Genomic DNA, 19,704 nt, shown 5'->3' with positions numbered 1-19,704 from the left:
TTAGTGAGAGAAACTTTGATTCCGCTCCCTAAATCTCTAGTTTTTGGTCTCCTGATCACTAGTCTATTAGTTGACGCGATTTCTAGATTTTCGGGCATGTTGCTATGCGCGGATAGTTCATATAGTCCTGAAACCTCCTACTTCGGGGAGTGCGCCTACGTGTTGGCGCGCTCCAGCCGTTTCTAGTAGGCAATATGCCACGGACCTTTCCTTCGGGGCAACCAAGGCGGGAGAGTGACGGACGCCGGGCCAAGAGCGGGTAATTCTGAGCACCCACGCATGCAGACTTACAGTTCGCAGGCGCCTGGAAAAGCCTCGAGCATGCTCTCTGTCAGGGCGCGTGTAGCAAACCGCTCCGCTTCCTCCAGGTTCTGAAACCGCTCCGGCTCGGCCTCGATGAGAGCGAAAATCCAGTTCTTGAGCACGGAGTGCACGGTTGATCCGTCGCTGTCCAAAACACGGCTGAGAACGCGCGGCTCCGCGTGTAGTTGACCATGCTGGACGATCTGGCTTGCGAGCTGGTCGGAGATTCGCAGTCTTTCGACAAGGCCCATGTCTTGTTCCGTGATGTACTCCATCTTGGGTGCTCGGTGCGAATGAATCTCCACCTTCGGCTACGAATGTCGATCCGCAAGGCCCGCCAGGCGTCGTGCTCCAACTTCATTCGCTCTCGATTCCCTCATCCCTGCAGCTCTGCGGGCAGACTTGCCCAATCGGATGCAGTGGCGCGCACGGAGCTACTCCGTGGGTTTGTGGTCCTGGACTGGTGTCCAAATATGCTCACGGGGAACAATCAGGACCTCCACCCCGTTGGCTGATTTTCAACCGGAGTGCGGCTACTTGACAGAGAGGGGGCTTCTTGGCAATGTGGTGATCAGCTAGGCGGGAGCTGCGTAAATCTCGCCCACGCGATAGGGCCAACCAAAAAACGACGGGCCCGAGGCGCACAGGATTGGTATAACTTGCGAATCCGTAACTTTCCGGGAAGCAACCACCTCGCCGATCAGAAATCTCTGCGGCGATCATCTGATTAGTTGCTGACCTTCGAATTGACCGGCCTCGGCTGGTCTTTCCATGCTCGCTACTCGCGAGCCTTCCCATGCCCCGCACGGGGTTTTCAAATGGCCTAGGCCTGAAGCTTGTTCTTCGGCACGGTCGCGTATTGACTCGGTCAATACCCCAAAAGCGACACTTGGGCGGACTGCAGGTGCAGGACGCCCCGTGGTGTTCGCCCGTCTCTTTTGCGCGCGAGTGCAAAGAGACGGGCGACACGTGTCGCACGCGAATGCCCGGAGACTCAATGTTTCCGGGCATTCGCCGCGCGCGAAAACTGCGCGCGAAAACCACTTGTGCCGCATGGATGCGGCGCAATGTGTGGCGAGAAAACAGGGCCTGGAGGCCCTGTTTCAACGGCCCTGCGTCGACAGCAGGGGGCAGCAGGTGACAGCAGGTGCTGTCACCTGCTGCCAGTTGCGGCGCGCTCAACAGCAGAATGTGGCATCAGAATGCCCCCGAGCCTGGCATCTCGGCAGACATCTGCTCCCTCCGAGCCGCCCCTCGCCACTGTCAAAGCAACCCGCAACGCCGATATGCGAAGCGGAATACGCACCCATCCACGCAGTGCCGGCCACTGCACTGCACGCGACCCCCGCCATCCGGAGCACCGGAGACACAGTCGTGGAGATGGACGAAGCGTCACAACGGGGCTGACAGGTCCCCAGTACACACCTGTCGACGCAGCCATGGGCGGCATCATGGCACCTCATCGGTCGCTGGCACCGCAAGCCCAGTTATCACTTACCAACTCCTGGCGGGAGAATGAGGTGCTTGCCCTGGCTGCACGATCGATGTCGCGGCGTAGTGACCTTCTACGCCACAGGTCCACTCTCAATGTTCTGGAGGCCTGCAATGGCTGGGAAATACAGCGCGGCCGGGTCGAGCCGCAATTTCGGGTACGGCCGAGATCTGGCGTATGCGGGTCGAGAGGCCCTGATTGACTACTACGGCGACGGTCATTTCGCGACCGTTGCCACACATGCAAGTCGATTCGGCCAGTTTTCGGAATGGGCGAGGGAGCAGGGAATCCGCGACCTCGCGCGAAACGATCCGGAGAGACTTCTGCGGGATTTCTCCGAATACGTGGGCCAGCAGGTGTCTTCCAAGAACCTAGCTGTCGCCTACGGACAGAACCTGATCTCCAGTGCGCAGGTTGTCCTGCGCGCAATGACAGGGGACAGCGGGATCAAGGTCAGCCCTTCGGACTACTGCGGATCTCGCAGCAATGTCCGTAAGGATAGACCCGGCAGCCTCGATCGAGCCCAAGCGGCGAAAGCTGCCGCCAGCATGCGCGCTGCTGGCCGTGACCGCGCTGCCTCGGTGGTCGAATTGGCTCGAGAGCTAGGTCTGAGAGAGCGCGAGGCGACGTTGGCCGACCTTCCGCGACTGGAAAGGGAAGCCCGAGAGACGGGTGTAGTGAACATCCAGGAGGGAGCCAAAGGCGGCCGGACCGCAGATCGGCTGGTGCCGGTCTCCCAGGAGGCCTATAAGGCACTCCGAACGGCACTGGACACGAGCCCGGAAGGCAGCAGAAATCTCCTCGCTGCCGGCGAATCCTATCGCAAATTTGTCGATGGCGAGCTCCGAGAGGGGCGCCAGGAACTCAAAGCGGCTGGGATTGCCGGCTACCACGATTGTCGAGCCGCATATGCATGCGAGCGCTATACGCAGCTGACCGGACATGAGGCTCCTGTAGTGACTGGAAGCCGAATAGCCCCTCGAGACCTAGACATGACCGCTCGGGCGGAGATTTCGCAGGAATTGGGCCACGTCCGTGTCGATGTCGTTGGCAATTACATAGGAGGCGTCAAATGAGGACAAGCATTGAACAGATTCTTCGCCGGTCCCAGCCGGGTTCCTCTGGTGCCGTCAGAGGTCACATCTCTCGCGCTCGACAAATTTCTGAGGCGATCGGCGCCCGCTGGGGTGCCGGCCGCTCGCACCCCTATCACTGGAAGCTGAAGCATGTTCGGTGGTACTTGGAGGTAGCATGCCGGGATTTAGCGCCAGCGACACGATACGATCATTGGAGGACTATCCGCGCTGTACTGGCGGCGCTGGGGAAATGGCCCGACTGGCGGCCCCGACTGAATGGGCCGTGGCGCCATCGCACCGGAGTGCCAGGAAAGGGACTTGGTGGTCGGCCTGCCAAACTTGCGTTTAGAAGTCGGGAAACCACCGGATAATGCCGCCAGCTCCATAAGAAATCCGCCCAGGCAGTCCCTGGGCGGATCGAGAAGGCGCCGCCGTCATCGAGTTCACTGAGCCTCTGGCTGCACTCTGACTCAGGTGGTCGACCTATCGGGACAAATTGTGGTGGTGGGAGCCAACGGTGTCTGTAGGAAATTCCCTATTCGGGATGTAAGAATTCTTAGACAACCAACCTGACCACTCCCACCGTGGGCAGACTGCCCGCCCGCGGAATAGACGACAAACCGCTTAAGAGGAATGCCGCCTGAGTCACTGGAGTAACGCTACCATCGCTGCCCCATCGCGCGCCCATAGCTCGTTCGACAATTTCTCAGCAAGAGCACTGTCAGCCACATCTATGCCAAATCTTCGATCTGCCATGACCGGCACAGCAAGGGGACTAGGCGCAGCGTGATAGAAGTGTTTCCCACCGACAGAGGCACGAACGATGACTTCGTTAGTCTCGATGGCACCAAATACCGTCCACTGAATTTCCTCGAATTCCTTATCCGCGCTAGATAAGAATTCTATTACCTTCCCTGATTTAACAATGCCATGAAGTCGATTGTCTTCTGTGCTCACTGGTCCTCCAATCTCATCGGTGAGAGTTGTGATTTCCAGTAAATCGTCGCGCACTGTGCACTTTACGCAATACCGTTCCTGTGATCGCCCCACCTAAGAGGCGCCTCGAACCGGCATGAATTGCCCACGAATCGCTAGTACTCCAGGTGTCGGAAAAACGCCCCGAGGACGGATTTCGTGATTCTTAAGTGACTTACGATACCGTTTCGCCCCCGAAGTACGAAAACAGAGCCTCATGATACTTTTCCCACCTTTCGCGCCGGGCGTGCCAGCGCCACCAGCCCCGAGGTTTAAGCCCATCTACCCCCATTCCCCAAGCTTCACAAGCCAAGATTATCTCTGGAGAATCTGAGAAATCGTCGATTTTGCTGTAAGCCCAGAGCTGAGCCCTTACGTTCGGCCAACAGTCTGATGGCAGTGTGGCCCGCGACCACTTCAGCTCTACGATCAGAATCCTCCCTGTGGCCCTTTCTCTGAAGACGATATCTGGCTTTCCCCAAAGCGACTTTCCTTCAACCAGAAGCGAGGAAATTGACTTTGATGACTGTGCCTCGGGCCCGTAGCCTACATACAGGAGATCCCAGACTCCTTTTGGAGGTTTGGGCTGATCTAGCTGTGCGAGTCGGCGCTCCAGCTGCTTACCCTGTTCAAGGCTCGAGGAACGCGCACGAGACTGGTAAAGCGAATAAATCCAACCGGTAAAGGACGAAACCGTGTTTCCGGTTTTCTTTGGTGGACGGGCCTCTGCCCTTCGCAGCAGTTCTGCTGGGGTGATCCGGTACGGCTCTCGCTCTGCGTGCTCGGGTGGGGCTTCCAGAATTTCATGCCAGCGCTTGTTCTCCTCCCACCCTGCCCGCAAGTCTTTCTGCCAAGGAGGTTCTGACGGCGGGGGAAAGAACTTACGTTCTAGGTGTCGTTTCTCGCGAGCAGAAAATTCGTCTTCAGGAAGATTCTGGATAAACTCCCGTGAAAAGACCATAGCGCCCTCCTGACTGAGAGATACCCTCGGGCGCTAGTCCTCTAGCGCCTTGAAAACAGCATCTGCCGCGTCCGCATAGAATTCGATCTTGATCTTCGTCCACATCTCGTCCGGCAGGTCATTGAGTGCCCGCCGGGCCGAAACTGGCATGAGCAGGGTGTTGGCCTGCTTCTCGACGGCCAGTTCTGCGATGGAAACCGGGTTGGTGAGCATTTCGACTGAACCGCCCAGATTCAATGAGCCGACGACTAGTGTGGCGCCGCGGGAGTTTCGTTCGAGCAATGCGCCGGCCAGGGCGACTACTACACCCATTCCGAGACCTGTGCCGGATTTGTCATTGTCCAGTGAGCGGAGCTGGATCGAGAATTCGTGGTCGCGGGGGCTGCGGTTGCCGACCAATTCCTCGGCCCGGGTATAGAGGTTCTGCTCCCCAACTCGAACGCTTTCCCGGAATGCCGGCGGCACCGGGTGGTTCAGGATCTTTACACCGCTTCCCGGACCGATCGTGACTTCGATTCGGCACAGGCCCGGGCCGCCCTCCGCGCCAGGTGTGACTGCCCAGACTTGGCCGGGCGGCAAAGGGTCACCGTCAATGGCTTCGTCGCTGTGAAGCTCCGGGGTGGCAACGAACTGCTCTATGCCATCCACGCCCAAGGTGAAGCTGAAGTGGGTGTTTCGGAACTCGCTCTTCATGCAGCGCTTTTGCTGCTCCTTCACGCGCCGGCGTGACTCCAGAGCCAGGCGCACAATCCATTCCAGTTCTTCATCCGGTATTGGCATTTCCGGATCGGGGAAGGTCAGCTTGATGAGACCGCTTACGGTCTTGTGAACGGCCTCGATGTCACGGCCGCTCAGCGCGCCGCCCCAGAAAACTCGGTTCTGCAAGGCAGAGACCCGACTGAGGCTCCGTGACTGGCTCCAGCATTCACTCAGGAAGTCGCTGACCATCCCGAAATGGTTGGTGAGGTGCTGGTTGGGGTTGAGCTTGGGGAAATCCCACCCCGGTGCGTAAGCGTGAATTCGATCGTGGAAGGCAGTGTCATCTCGCATTTCCTTCGGCAGAGGGCTGAGCAGATGGCCGATCCGCTGTTGCTGCTCAACGTCCACATCGAAATTGCCCACCATGACAATGCCGCCTTCCCCTCGGATGCTTTCCTTGCCTCGGCTGAACTCCCCCGAGGCCATGTAGCCTTTCATGATGTTGACGCCGTCTTTCTGGTCAAACGAGATACCAGCCACCTCGTCGAAACAGACCACGTCGTACTGGCACACCAGACCGCGCTGGCCGTTGGCCATGTTGACGAACATCTTGGCGACCGTCGCCTTCCCGCCGGAAATAAGGTGTGAGTAGGGCGAGATCTGCTGGTAGATATGGCTCTTGCCGGTTCCGCGAGGGCCGAGCTCCACAAGGTTGTAGTTGTTTTCAACGAAGGGGACCATTCGGAGCAGTACAACCTGCTTGGCGCGGTCATCCATCGAGGATGGCTCCAGGCCGACGGAGCGAATCAGGAAATCGACCCACTCCTGGGTCGTGAACTTTTCGCGACCCTTGGCGAGCGTCTCGAGTACCTTGGGCTGCGACATCTGGATAGGGCGCAGCATGGAAATTCTGAATGGGCGCCCATTCTTTTCCTGCGCAACCAAGGGGTCATACTCCACCGTTACTTCGGCATAGAAGCCGTCGGTAAGCATCCGCTCGTTGTCCCGGACCAGTGAATCGGCAATTTCCACATCCTTGAGGGCCAGGCTTGGTAGTTCGGCGACGTAGCAGTCATTCTTGGCGTCCAGTTTGGCGCGAACGATATCGATCACGCGGACTGAGCCAACTTCCCTGGCCTTGGATTTGAACAACTCCTCCGTGCCGGTTCGCACGGTCTTGCCATCCAGCTGTTTCTCGACGACGGAGATGCCTTCCGCAATTTCTTCATCATCGATACTGGCGCAGTATCGTCCCAGCAGGAACTCGACCACGTAGGTCGGCACCGGGTACTGCTGTGAATACCTTCGTACCAGGTCCTTGCGCACAAGGTAGCCTTCGAAGGCTTCCGCCGCGATGCGGTCCAGGTGGTCCATCTCTGTGACGGTATTCATCCAGCGTGTCCTACCTTTGTATGCTTGTGGGCCAGAACCTGCTCGTCTTCATCCAGCAGCACTACGACCAAATCGGCGTCCTCGTGCTCGTCGTCCGGCAGCAGCAGGCTTGCAGTGCCCTCTTCGTCCAGCTTTTTGGGAGTATTAGCCACAGATACTCCATTGACTCGGCCCAAACGCAAGTCGGCCGTGACATTGCCGCCGGCACTCGCGGCTTCGATGAAACAGCGCAAACCGTGCCAGCTGATCGATTCCAGGCGCACGTCCGGCTGACCGACTGCCGAGTCGCGAGTAACCGCAATATCCGGAATGACGCACTCCTGCAGGCTCACGCCGCCGTGTGCATACGCTGGCGCCGCGTTGAAGCAGCTGATGCCAGGTGCGTAGGCAAATCGGGCTTCCCGGTTCCAGTACCAGGGGGCGGTTGGCGCGTCCGGCTCCGAGGCGCCGGATATGGCCGCACAACGCGCCCAGCGGCTCTGTGTCAGGTGTTTGGGGAGATGTGCTTTGGGTAGCCCGCCGGGCAACAGAAGCCAGCCGTGATCGGTCACGATCCGTACCTTTTTCCAGCCGGCATCGAACAGTTTTCGGATGCGATTGGCGAGTCGCTCGAGTTCACTGGGAAGCTGTCGAGCCAGGTCTGCTTCCAGCTTGTGGCCCAACTTGTCGATATTGGCGGTTTCCAGCCATCCGCGAGTGTGATCATCCGCTGGTGACGATGCGTCCTCGTCACTCAGTATCTGGTAACCGCGCGTCTCCAGATCGGCCCGCAGATTTCGCGCGACAACTGACTTCTCGCCGTCGACGAAGTTCGGCGCAAAGTCCTCGCCGAGTTCGGCGCCACGGATACCTTTCGCTGCCGGAGTCACCGCGGGCTTGCCGGTGGCGGTAACCGATGGCAACGCCGACCAACGATGTCTTACCTCGGCCTCGCAGCCTTCATCGCGCAATCGGTCGACAAGGCTCATGCCAATATCAAAACGGAGCCCATCGACGAAGACCAGGCATTCTCCGGGCGCCACAGCCACTAATTCCTGCTCGCCGGCCAGAGGCAGCGGATGATCGTGGGTCAGTTCTTGTAGCAACCGGGCAGTAGACTCCAGCCATGGTTCCAGCAGGGCGCGCAGTGCCGCATGCACCACCTGGTCATCAGTCACGCCGCTAATCACCATGGCCTGCCAAGCTGCCTGGTCCGCCTGCCACAGCCCATCAACATACTTGCCTGCCAACTCATCGGGCGACTGGGCGGTAGGGACTTGTTGACAGAATTGGGCGACCGTGGCGAGGGGAGTCAGCACCTTTGCCATCGGGCTCTGATCGAGCGCAGCCCACACCCATCCGCGGCGCCCACCATGTTTGCGCTCGAGCTCCAGCAGGCGCTCACAGGCCTCGGCATGGGGCAGGTCTGCAAGTGCCTCCAGTTCCTTCCTCAGTTCTTCCTCACGATCCCGATTGACGCCGGGCCAACGGGAGCCGTCGAGCAGCAGCTCATTGGGCTGACTGCGCGCCAGCAATTCGGGAATGCCCTTATAGGCCTGGGGTGCCTCAGCGAAGCGTTCCCACACCGATTCCCAGGCCCCATCGGCACGGCCGAGTAATTCCCCAGCCGTGGTGACATCGTCCGTGGCCGGATCCAGACCGAACTTTTCCTGAACCTGGCTGCAAAAGGCGGCCCAGGTTTCCCTACCCATGCGGGTTTGAGTCAGTTCGGGCTCTCCCATCCACCGCAGCAGATCGCGAATGGTATCGCTGCTCAGCAGGCGATCGAAATCATCGGCCGTCAGCCGCCGGCCCTTCAGCGACGAGATCGAGGTTACGGCAAGCTCTGGCAAGGCGCGCAGCAAAGCTTGGCGTGTGGTTTCATGACGGCCAAGCTCCAAGTCTAGCGTACGGGATGAACTGAGAAAGGCCGTCACCGTCCAGTCTTGGCCCTTGTTCAGCCACATCGTCCCCCGAAACTGCAGTTCTACCAACGGACTGAGTTTCCACGGCACTTCGTCACCCCTGCGCAAGTCCTGGCGACCCACGCCGGGTAAGTAGAGGATCGGGGTTCGGCCCTCGGTTTCCGCATCCAGCGAAATGCCACCATCGACCACACATCGCAACCAGACCGCGGGGCCGGTGCGACGCTCCGGGTCATACTCCCCCAAAACGAGTAACTCCGGCAAAATTTCCAGCAATTGGGGAACCAGGCTGCGCCAGAAACCTTCCGGATCGGTCCAGAGGATTGCCGCCGGCGCCTCCACTGCATCCGGGGTACTGGCACAGCCACTAAGCTGGCTGCAAAGTGCGTCGAGAAGCGTATCGAGCGAGTCGCTGGGCATGCAGCTCAATCCTTCTGATTGTGAGCGACACGTGCAGCTTCCCGGGCAGCTCGGCTGTAGTGCAAATTGTTCCAGCGCAGGCCGTCGAATTTCTTGCCCGCCGGCACGGCATCCGGCAAGGGTGCGCCAAAGTCGATCAGATGCTCGCTGAGTTTTTCCGGATCGCAACTCCAGAACCAGGGGAATTGATCCCGGGGCCGCATGAAATCGACTTCTTTGCCGCGGTCCTTGACGCCAATTTTCTTGGCGTTGGTCCAGGTCTTATCGACGATGCTGCGCAGAATGCCGGCACCCTTGCGGCCCAGGTCCTGGGCTAACACAAAGGGCCGTATGTTCAGGCGCACGCCGTCGTTGATGTCCGGGTTCCAGCCCAAGGGCTGCTCGTGCAGCGGTTTCCAGCGGATGAACAGATCGTAAGGAGGCTCACCTTCGAGAATCTTTTTGAGCTCCCCTTGAAGCATTAGTGCCGCAGCCAGACGGGCATCCGAGCCTTCCACGTCATTCTGCTGATCGGAACGCTGGCGGTCGATCCACTCACCCAGGTAGCTGTAGGTCAATGCCTCGAGTGTGCGCCGACCCTGGCCGTTGGGGCCGGAGAGCTTGTGGTAGTTGACCAAGGCGTGGAAACCATCCTTGCGCCCATCCCAAATGTGCCAGATGAAAGGTCGGGCCTGAAACAGTTTGCAATGCTGCTCGAAGAACTGTTCGCGCAGCCACTGGTCTAGCGATGAAGGCGCTTTTCCATGGCCGCTTGATGCCGCCAGCAACTCTCGTTCGGTGGAGGCGGACCAAGTGTCGCCATAGGCGGCCTTCAGAAGTTCACGGAGCCGATCGGCCGCTGCTGACTCACCGCGACCTGGGGGGAGACAAACGATACCGTCCTCGTCGGCGAAGGGGAGCAGTTCTTTACAACGGTCAACCCACTCGCGCTGCTCATCAGCCAATTCCATGGTTGAACTCAGCTCGGCGGGCCATTGGTAGCCGAGCAAGCGTGCAACAGCGACTTGGAGTACTGACACGTCGCATCGGCTTGGGCTGCCTCTGGTCCATTTTTTTTCTTCATCCCAGACCACTGACCCGCAAGGATGCCCGTGAAACAGCCATTGCGTCGGATCGTCCGAATAGGGTTCTGGAAGGCCATTTGGATATTTCTGTACAGCAATCTTTGTCCAGTATTCAAGGTCGAATGGAACTTTTATCAATGTCCCGTTTGCAACGATGATCTTTTTGTCAATTTTCCGAACGGCTGCGAGAAACTCGTCGCTAGAACAGAAGCTGAATACTGAAGCACTACAAGTTGCATCCAGTGGTATTAGAGCTGCAAGCGATTTATCGAAAAGCGATCCACTGTAAATTGTCACCTTCAAGTTGCCACTTAATGCTACAGCAATTCCATTTTTATCCCACGCTTGCTGCCCACTTTGATCCTGATTATGTATTTTCTTTCGATGGAAAGGATCCATTCCGCGAACTCTTCTTTCTTCCGAGTCCCATGCAACGAGGTAAGAGTTGCCGCCATAGTGTCCCTGCTGCTCGGGGGCACATTGAATTCTCTCCCAGCCTTCGGGTAGGGAGGAGGGAAACTCCCAAAAGTTTCTCCCAAACTTTGAAAAATCACCTGTGCCTAGCCCAAGGAAGGAGTTCGCAGAATTGGATAAGAGGGATAAGGAGACCTTATCGCCTAAATGCACCCTAGCATCTGGATTCTCTAGTTGGTCCTTTTGCAATACTGATGCTACATCCTCGCTAATTAAACCAGCCGCTTTTTTTCGAGGATTTGAGTACTTAGTTAGATCTACTCCTCGAAAAACCCAATCAGGTGCGGGCCTTTCTGCCGCCTCGGTTGACTTAAGAGCAATTAAGCAGATATTCACTGCATTACCAGGCCCGCACTCAAAAGCTTCAGCGCCCCCGCCTAGATTTACTAGAAAATTCCAGCGAGCGGAATTTAGTAACTTAGTTCTTTGTTTAGTATAGGTATATAGAAAAAGCCAGTTTTCAGGCATTACAACCTGAGTTAGCCCACGTTCATTTGGCTCCAAAAACTCCAAACATCGTTCAAGAAATACATTGGCAAGATCAGCCTTTCCGTCGGGATAATGTTTCTCTGCATATTGGCGAAGCACCTTGCTTTGCCTCCCGGCACCCAAATAAGGCACGTTCGTAATCACCCAATGAAACTTGTTCTGTAAAATCGTAGCGGCGTTGCTAAGCCCTTCAGCGACAACCCCCATTTCCGCTTTCTCTTCATCCTTCTGTTTTGCCAACGCCTTGGTCAGTAAAGGGCCGGCCTCTTCCCACTTCAACTCGAAAAGTGACCCCTTTCCCAAACTTGTTTCAGGGTTGATCAAGCTACCGAGTGCCGGTGCATCTAAAAACTGTTTGTACAGCTCTCCTAGTGCGAGTCTAAGATTGGTATTGTCCCCAGCCAACTCCAGCCAATCCTCCTTCTTCACGCTGATTGAGAGGCCAGTGCAGGCGACATTAAGTCCCGGTAAAACACGGTAGCCGCCAGAATTTGGATATTTCCATGCGGTCAACGCAAGCGCAAAAGCAGCCAACTCTACGCAGCGTTGGTCCAGCTCCAGGCCGTGCAGGTTTTCCCGCAGCACGGCGTCGGCTGCTTCGCGAGCGTTCAGCCCATCGAGCTGCATCCGCATGGGTACCAGCATCAGGAACACCGCGACCAGAAAATGTCCGGAGCCGCAGCAAGGATCGAGCACCTTCAGTTCAGCCAGTTGGTCTGGCCAGCGCTCAAAGGCGCCGGCGGCTGGCGTCCAGGCTCCGTCTTCGGTGCGGACGAAGCGCAGATACTCCAGCGGCACCCCAGGAATGGCGGCCTTGTCGCGTAGTTCCTGCTCGGTGTCAGCGTTTCTCAGATCGTCCGCCGACAAGCGCTGGGCAGCCCACCAGGCACCCAGCGCGTTGTCGAGCAGAAAGCTGACCATGTAGGGTTCGGTGAACAGCTGGGTGACCACCGGTAATTCACGGGCACCGATCTTGTTGCCAGTGGCGTTGATCTCATCCTTTCGGGCGGTCTGCCAGAACTGGTAAACCCAGCCGAGCGCGTCAGAGGCATGGAAAGATTCGGCCGGCAGTTCTTCCAGCAAGCGCACCAACCGCAGCTGGTGCTCCGGAGGCAGACTCAGCTCAAAGGCTGGTGAGTCGTCCCGAAAAATCTGGGGCAGCATGGCCTGTGCCAGGCCAGCGGCGAAGTCCCAGGGATCCTCTCCCTGCTCTCGGGCCAGTTCCTCACATTCGGCAAAGGTGATCGGAACGTTGTAGCGCGTCTCGATCAGCAGTTCGTTCTCTGCCAGGAAGCGAGCAAACAGCATTCGGTGCCAGAATTCGTAGGCCACTTCCTCACTCAGGCGCTCCAGACGCTGGCGGCCGGACTGCGGATCACGCTGGTCCCCTAGCTGTCGGCCATGGGCGCGCAATCGACGACGCAGCTGCCGTTGCTCGGCATCCATGGAGCCCCACGGCTCGTGGTTGTGCACGGCGAGCGCCTCCAGCGCCTGTTGAGCACCCTGTTCGGCGGCGACACGAGCCTGCTTTACGGCCCTTTCAAGTTGATTTCGAAGCGGTTTGCTCAGCGTGGTCATGTCTGGCTCCTAGCCGATGATGACGGGGCCGTGGCGGACCGCATCCAGAAGGTTCTTTTCTTGCTCGGCCAGCCAGTCCCGGACCTCTTCTTCTGAAGACAGGGTGGCTGGTTTCAGGCTCACCCGGCGGGCTTCCGGCGTATTGGCGCGGGCTGCCGCTTCCAGCGCCCTCGTGACGCGGTCGGGCACTGCGCTGATAGCATCGGCGCGGGCATCCAGGGAGCGATGGCTCAACTCCCGTAGCAGATCGTCCGTAGTTTTGAGAGCCGGGGGTTGGGGCTCCGCAAGCGCGACCTGCTTCAGGATTGCCTGTTGGTCATCCGGAGACAGCTCCTTCCAGCGATCATCGGCTTCCAGCGTCTGCTTGGCTTGGTCATGGGCCTCTTGCAGCTCGATATGTAGCTGCGTGAGCCTGGAACGCAACGCCGAACCTAGCTTAGACTCCAGAGCTGGCACCGGGTCATCGCCTTCAAGGAGCGCGCGAGAATCGCGGATCGCAGACATTTCCTCTGCGACGGCCTCAACCTCTTCAAGTCCGTGGCAACGTTCGAGCAGTCGCTCCAGGCGCTCCCAGGCCGGCAGGCGTTTTTCTACCTGGTTTGCGATTTCGGGCCAGGATTGGAGATGCTCAGCGAGCTGCTCGCGGGCTTCCAGCATGGCGCTGAGGCGTTCGTTGCCGGCCAGGTCCAGCAGCCTTTGAATGTGTTTGGTATCGGGCGGTTCGGGCAAGGGCGGCTCACCACCGGCCCGGCGGGCAAGATCCTGCAGGTGCGTCAGGAACTGATGGGAAGCCGGCACCTCTTCCCCAGCCCTGGCAGGTAAACCTGCCTGGGTAATCAGGCCGCGGATGGCAATCTTCTCGCTCATGCCCAGCGGCGTTGTTTCCGGGCGGAAGTCCGTCTTGGGAATCTTGTTCTGGTCCAACTCCCCCGCGCGCAATGGCCGGGCTTCCAGCGTGGCCGTGAGAACGCCGGCGCGATGCAGGGCGATCAGGGCGGCATCGATCGCGTCGCGCGGCCAGCCGAAAGGCGCCGACTGCAGGTGCTTGCGCACTTCGCTGCCCTTGGCGCCTCGGCCAATGGCATTCTGGACTTCGCGGCTGACAGGGTGGTCGGTGAGTTGCCGATCCCAGCCGACTGCACGGAATGGTTCATCGCTGCCTTCCCGAGCACGTTTCAACGCCAGCTCCCAAGCGCGAGAGTCGGCTTCCTGAAATCGGGGAAACAGCCGTGCCAGTGCATTTTCCACGGCCTGCTCCAGCTTGCCCTCGAGGCTGTCTCCAAAAACTTCGGTGCCGCCTCCAAGGTAGACGTGGGCGGCCAGCACGATCTCGCGGGCCAGGCGATCTCTGCCGTCCTCTGCGCTCGCCCGGCGACTGCGCATGCTCTCCATGGCTTCCTTACCCTCCGGTGCGGAAGGGACCCCCTTGGTGTCGAGAACCTGGCGAGCCGCTTCGGCCTCGATGATGCGGTTCTTTAGGTCGTCGTGGGCTTTGCGGGGCAGAAATACATGGATGACCGGGTCGGAATGACCGCGCCGGCGAGCTTCGTTCTCAACTTCACTCTGCGAGGCATTCCAGCCATCGCGCAGCCAGATCACGAGTTGATCGCCCTCCAGCGAGGGTTCAGCCTCCTCAGCATGTAGCCTCGCCGAGCGTGGCAGCCTGGCTTCGCCGTGTTTGGGACGTAGCCCGGCCACGCTCGCTTGAACAATGCCTGCCAGCGAATCGTGGCGCCGGGCGGCAATTTCGGCTTCCTGCTGTCGCAACGCAGCGCAGCGCTCCCGGAACGCGCGATCCCATTCCGCGCCTTCGGTGGTCTGGATGCGGTACTCATCCTCGACAACCATCAGCACACCGTTGTCGGCCAGGGACTCGAGGGCTTCCTCAACCGACTTCCGGAACGGCCCGGAGTCGCCGTCGAGTTCAGCGATCATCAGGTCGGCGATGTGTGCAGCCGTAGCGCGAACACCCTGGTCAGCTGCCTCGTCTCTCGGTAGCTTGTTGATCAGGAAGACCAGCCCGCAGATCCTGCTCTTGAGGCGGCCTTCCTCGGTTCCATCGTCGAGCGACTTGATTCGCGTGTCGATCTCGTTGAGCAGCACGCCTGTATTGACCATGTTGGGCGAGATGAAGGTGTAGAGCAGGTCGCCCGGGATTACGGTGCCCAGGTCTTCGTCGGCAATCCGCTTGAGTGCCTCGTGCAGGATCTGAAGTTGAGAACGTAGCTGGCTCTGTGTACCGCCGGCGTCGACAACTCGGAAGCAGTTTTCCCAGAAACGGCGGCGCACGGGGAGCAAGGGATAGTCGTCAACGATGATGTCGCGGTCCTCAGGGCGAGCCGCAATCTTGGTGCCCTGGAGCTGCTTGTCTACTTCGCCAGCGTTATTTTCGAGCAGATCGCGTACCGGCTCGACCGCCTTCGCCTTTTTCTTCAGTAGCACTTTGCGGGTGACGGCCTCGACATCGGTCTCCGAGAGCTGCACGGGGATTCGGAAACGGTCACGAAGTCGCTGAAGTAGCGGCGTGCTGGAAAGCGCCGACTGCCCGGAGCCGACCATGAGCACCCGACTGTCGAGTTGGGTCTGGACTGCCTCTGCGACTTCGGTGATCAACACGGCCCGATCGGTGGAATCACCGATGTACTGCTGAATTTCGTCGAGAACCAGAACGGTGTGCGGGATCTCTCCCTCGGGCGCCAGGGCTTGTCGTATGGCTTCGATGAATTCCGAGGTCCCGATATCCGTGGTGGTGTCCGGGAACTGAGCCCGAAGCACTTCTCGGACGTCCTTCTTTTCCTTGGCCAGGCCTGGGTCCAGTTCCATCAGTGCGTCGGCAATCGGCCGACTGACGTACATTCGGCCAAACTCCTTCAGGAAGTCCTTTCCGGCATCCTCGACGGCCTGACGAACGGTTTCCAGGTAGCCCTGCTCTCGCAGCCAGAAGTAGAAGCTGGCCTGGGCATACGTGGTTGGCAGCTCTTGGGACTGCAGCACGACAGAAAGCACGGTCTTTCGCACGTGATCGCCGCTACCCGCCGGCAGCGTGCCTACTGCTGCGACCTGGGGCTTGCCGAGGCGCGTGGCCTTGCCGTCCAGCTCCTTCAAGAGGGCCTGGGCCTCGTCGGACAGACCATGCACCAGGTTGCGAGCCGAAGTGCCGTCCGGGAAGTCGGTGTCCTTCCACAAGTGGCCCAGCATTTTCAGCAGATGTGATTTACCGCTGCCGTAGAAACCGCTGACCCAGGCCGAGACCTGGCGCGGCTGCTCGAGCTGAGCCAGGTAGCCCCCTAGGATTCGCTCGATCGCTTTGCCGTATTCCCCGTCGCAGACAAAGGTTTCCAGTTCGGCACGCAGCTCCCGTACCGCCCTGTCGTCCGTGGCCTGGGTAATCCTGGCCTGACCGTTGTTGGCCAGACCCTGTTCGAGGGGGTTGCGTTGCAGGATATTCTGGATTTTCAAGATCTTGCTCCAGTGCTGTCTAGGCTGACCGATCGGGCCAGGTAGTTCCATCCGTCGCGGGCGTCCAGCAGTCGGTAGTTGTTGCCGTGCCGGGAACCCGGGAAAAAGACAATGAGCCGACCGCGAATCTCGTTTTCGACCTCCCGGATCAGCTTGGAAATATGCAGAAAACCGTACAGGGAAGCGATGCCCGATACCGCGACCACCGTGTTCTTGTCGGCCTGACGGAGGCGTTCACTCAGGGTCTGAATGACCAGCGGTTCAAATTCACTCTCGATGGCCGAGCGTAGATCGTCGGGCTCCTCGAAGAAGGATTCGCGATCCTCGTCCCGACCCAGCCACTCGGAGAACAGGCGCGTGCAGTCAAAATGATCCCAGTCATGCCCGGAGGCGCGGGTCCGCTGCTCGAACTCCCCGAATTGACCGCGCAGATTGCGCTCCATCTCCTTGTCGTAGACGACCACGATGACTCGCTGGGCTCCCGCGATGGTTTGCGACCAATCGCCCTGAATCGTTTCCGCGTAAAGATTGGCGAGCTGCTCAATTCGAGTCATGCCCTCATCTCCTCGGCCATGGGATCGAGCATGCGCGGATCAATCTCGATGACATCGCCACCGACCACAGCATGAATCAGTCCGGCCTGTCGAGCGCTCAGTGCCAAGTCGACCAGGCGTGGTCGAGTGGCGTCCAACACCCTGGCCCAGGCGGAATCGAGCAGGCTACTGCCAGCCAAGCCCTGTGTCCCACCTAGCCAGTAAGCCAGTGAAGCCGGCCCCACTGTTGGAGAAACAAGTTGGCGTTTCTTCCTGACCCTTCCGGTCAAGTGGCCAGACTGCGTCCACGAGCTGCCGGCATTGCGCGCAACCTTGTCCAGGATCGACTCCTTGAGCCGGCCACCGGTCTCCGTCTGCAGGCCTCGGATCATCTCGGAGCGCGACAACTCCGCACCCGAGGTCATCGAGAGGACCACGGCGGCGGAGGAGCGCAGCAATGGGTCGCGGGCCAGTGCGCACAAAATCGCCATCAGGGGCCGGCCTGGTCGATCGATATCCCAAACACGGCGCAGCACCCGATAAATAGGAACGGCTGGATCGAGCCCGTAGAGTTCGGACAATCGCTGGAAGGTCAAGCGGCGGTTCGAGTACGTCTGCTTGCCAAGGACGTTGTCATCGACCACAGCGGCCCGAAAGTCTTCGCGGGTCGCGTCAGGGCCCGTCTCGGCCAGTAGATCCGAGAGCTCGGCCAACATCATGGTCCGGCTCGTATGCGTACCACGGTCGCCGAACCGGAATCCGGCGCGTACTTGATGGGGCTCCGGTGTGGAGCCATCCCACTTCAGATGAGTAAACGACATGCCGCCTCCACTTCGCCGGCAAACTTGCCGGCGATCCCGCGAAATCCTAGCATTTTCCCTTCGGGGGAGGAACCCTGAGGACGGGCAGTGGGCAGTCGGTCACGGCGGGTCGTGTGTTGGCGACCCTGAAGGGTGTGCCACGTGGCACGTTAGCAGCGGGATGGGGCGGAATTCCCAGGGATCATTCGCGCGCCCTACCCCGCAAGCTCTCCCGGGGCTAGAAAATCATCAGGGAAGTGAAGCTGCGTTCCGGTGCGCCGTCGTCTTCTGAACGACATTCAATACTGTTTCAAGGTGGTGACGCATGGATAGCAATTTGACGGGGCCTAGACCTGGGAAGTGCCCTATCGCGTGGAGCTTGCGAAACCCCCTGATCGCTGAAGTCTCCAGTATGGGGAGGGCGCCGTCGTCGAGGTCGGTCACAAGCTTCGCTAACGCTTCCGCGAACTTTCCCGCCGGATTCTCGGGCCCGTCATTGCTGTCTGATAAATAGTGGTGAACCCGCAACTGGCCATCGGATGCCCAGTAGGTAATATGGATTGCTACGGCGTGGGGTCGGCCACCACCCTCCTGGTATTCCCGCCCGACGATCAGATAGTCTCCCCACCCTGAGGCGTCCCGCAAGTCAAGGTGGCCTGGCCCAGAGTGAAATTCCTCATCCGCCGGATAGTCGGCATTTCGTCGACGCTCAAAACCGTCGCGCAAGAGGATTCGCGTCCCCAAATGATGCTCCCCTTGCCCGGGGGCGACTTCGGAATCATTGATGCGGTACGCAATGCGTTCAGGGCTGCCCATTAGATTCGCCCTGATCTCATGGCAAGGAGGCCCATCGTCGATCAAGGCAAACTTCTCGGCCCTCTCGAGCCTGTTCCAGGCTATGCCGCCGAAGCTGGATCTAGCCACAGGGAAAACCCAGGAGGTACGACACAGCTGTTCCCCAGTCCTGATTAGTAGGTGCTCTGGCGACTCACTGAAATCGCCGACCGCCGGGTTGATGATTACCCCGAGCGGGAACTTATATTCAACGTAGTACTTGATCACGCGCTCGAGCATGGCTGTCTTGGCTGAAACGGGCTCGATGACGGGCACGACGGGGGAACCTTGGATGAGCGTAGAGGTGACTAGCAAAAGTCTGAGTTCATTCTCCTTGCCGCGCAGCAAGGGCATGTAGGTCAGCGATCGCAAGCTACTGCTCCAGCACGTAGGAAAGTCGCAGCAGCTCGGATTGGTCCAGCTTTCCGGTCAATGCCAGCGCCCTCAGGGGACGCGGCAATCGCCAGGCCTGATCTTCCTCACGAGATGGCCGGGATTGACGGCGGCACAAGGTCTCCACGACCAGCTCTTGGGCGCTGGCAGCATCGAGCCGCTGGAATTGCTGGAGGCAGACCCCGTAGATCTGCGTGTTCGGCACCTTGGGAATAGCGCCGAATTTAGCCCCAATGAGGTGGAGGTATTCCTCCTTCCGAAGTAGTGAGAACAGCCGGTCAAGGCGGATCAGATCCAATCTCTCCCTTGCCGGGCGCAGTTCCTGGATACCGTCGCGAGACACGGAGAGCACACCCACCGAGGCAGGTGAATCCTCCATGACTCTGGGGACGTGGTTGTGATCCGTCACGACGTAGCTGTGGGAAAAGACCTGCTGGTAGGTCCGTAGCTGGGCCTGAAGCCGATCCAGGCGATCAAATCGTGATTTGATCTCGTAGCCTCGGGAGTGCCCGGCGGGCGAGAAAATTGACAGATCTGCCTTGCTGCCAGCGACGGCCTGCTCACGATAGGCGACAACCGAATCCACCCCGGATACCTGGGCGCACAAGCATTCGTTGATCAGGACGTACTCGGCGGGGTAGGCCCTGCGGAGGACGCTGTAGGCCTGTTTGAATACGTCTCTGATTGGGCAGTCAGGATCAACCAGGGAGATAGATACGAGCGCTCTTCGAGCGTCATCAACCCTCGGGGACGAGCCAAAGACCAAGAGCTCCCGCAAAACTCGGGCCGTGAAGATGGGGAGCAGGTGGACTTTGGCCACTTTGAAATGAGGATCCATTTCCATCTAATAATTACTAT

11 protein-coding genes are annotated in these 19,704 nt (G+C 59.1%); 1 reads left to right on the top strand and 10 read right to left on the bottom strand.

Translation table 11 applies throughout. From position 1 onward, the window contains the following. Positions 1-287: 287 nt before the first annotated feature. Positions 288-578: a hypothetical protein gene (locus DZK26_RS04895; RefSeq protein WP_116898517.1), complete on the bottom strand. Its 291-nt coding sequence runs from the start codon at positions 576-578 to the stop codon at positions 288-290. A 1,330-nt stretch (positions 579-1,908) separates the two neighbouring features. Here DZK26_RS04895 and DZK26_RS04890 point away from each other — a divergent pair. Continuing rightward, the gene (locus DZK26_RS04890; RefSeq protein ID WP_181918412.1) at positions 1,909-2,871 is read left to right on the top strand and encodes an integrase domain-containing protein; all 963 of its coding nucleotides are present in this window, start codon (positions 1,909-1,911) and stop codon (positions 2,869-2,871) included. Between the two features lie 645 nt (positions 2,872-3,516). Here DZK26_RS04890 and DZK26_RS04885 read toward each other — a convergent pair. From DZK26_RS04885 to DZK26_RS04845, 9 genes are all read right to left on the bottom strand, one after another. Then, positions 3,517-3,882, bottom strand: a complete 366-nt coding sequence (locus DZK26_RS04885; protein WP_147306679.1) for a hypothetical protein — start codon at positions 3,880-3,882, stop codon at positions 3,517-3,519. Between the two features lie 958 nt (positions 3,883-4,840). Beyond that, a complete protein-coding gene (gene brxL / locus DZK26_RS04880; protein ID WP_116898520.1) occupies positions 4,841-6,898 on the bottom strand; it encodes a protease Lon-related BREX system protein BrxL in 2,058 nt (685 codons plus the stop codon). Beyond that, positions 6,895-9,222 (bottom strand): BREX-1 system phosphatase PglZ type B, encoded by a 2,328-nt coding sequence (pglZ, locus tag DZK26_RS04875; protein WP_116898521.1) that lies wholly within the window; start codon positions 9,220-9,222, stop codon positions 6,895-6,897. The genes brxL and pglZ overlap by 4 nt, the downstream gene beginning before the upstream one ends. Positions 9,223-9,227: 5 nt before the next feature. After that, entirely contained in the window at positions 9,228-12,827 is a 3,600-nt protein-coding gene (locus tag DZK26_RS04870; RefSeq protein WP_116898522.1) for an Eco57I restriction-modification methylase domain-containing protein, read from the bottom strand. A gap of 9 nt (positions 12,828-12,836) precedes the next feature. Further along, positions 12,837-16,286: a BREX system P-loop protein BrxC gene (gene brxC, locus DZK26_RS04865; protein ID WP_181918413.1), complete on the bottom strand. Its 3,450-nt coding sequence runs from the start codon at positions 16,284-16,286 to the stop codon at positions 12,837-12,839. Next, positions 16,283-16,840 (bottom strand): BREX protein BrxB domain-containing protein, encoded by a 558-nt coding sequence (locus DZK26_RS04860; RefSeq protein ID WP_116898524.1) that lies wholly within the window; start codon positions 16,838-16,840, stop codon positions 16,283-16,285. The genes brxC and DZK26_RS04860 overlap by 4 nt, the downstream gene beginning before the upstream one ends. After that, positions 16,837-17,640 carry a hypothetical protein gene (locus tag DZK26_RS04855; protein WP_147306680.1) on the bottom strand — a complete coding sequence of 268 codons (804 nt, stop codon included), beginning with the start codon at positions 17,638-17,640 and terminating at the stop codon, positions 16,837-16,839. Before DZK26_RS04855 ends, DZK26_RS04860 begins: the two co-directional genes overlap by 4 nt. A 228-nt stretch (positions 17,641-17,868) precedes the next feature. Next, positions 17,869-18,825, bottom strand: a complete 957-nt coding sequence (locus tag DZK26_RS04850) for a sce7725 family protein (protein WP_116898526.1) — start codon at positions 18,823-18,825, stop codon at positions 17,869-17,871. 1 nt (position 18,826) lies between these two features. Then, positions 18,827-19,690, bottom strand: a complete 864-nt coding sequence (locus DZK26_RS04845; RefSeq protein ID WP_116898527.1) for a sce7726 family protein — start codon at positions 19,688-19,690, stop codon at positions 18,827-18,829. Positions 19,691-19,704 lie beyond the last annotated feature (14 nt).

The sequence above is a fragment of the Wenzhouxiangella sp. 15190 genome, from assembly GCF_003417465.1.
Lineage (GTDB): Bacteria > Pseudomonadota > Gammaproteobacteria > Xanthomonadales > Wenzhouxiangellaceae > Wenzhouxiangella.
Note: the sequence above shows the minus strand (reverse complement) of the source record. Positions and strands in the feature narration are given on the sequence as shown.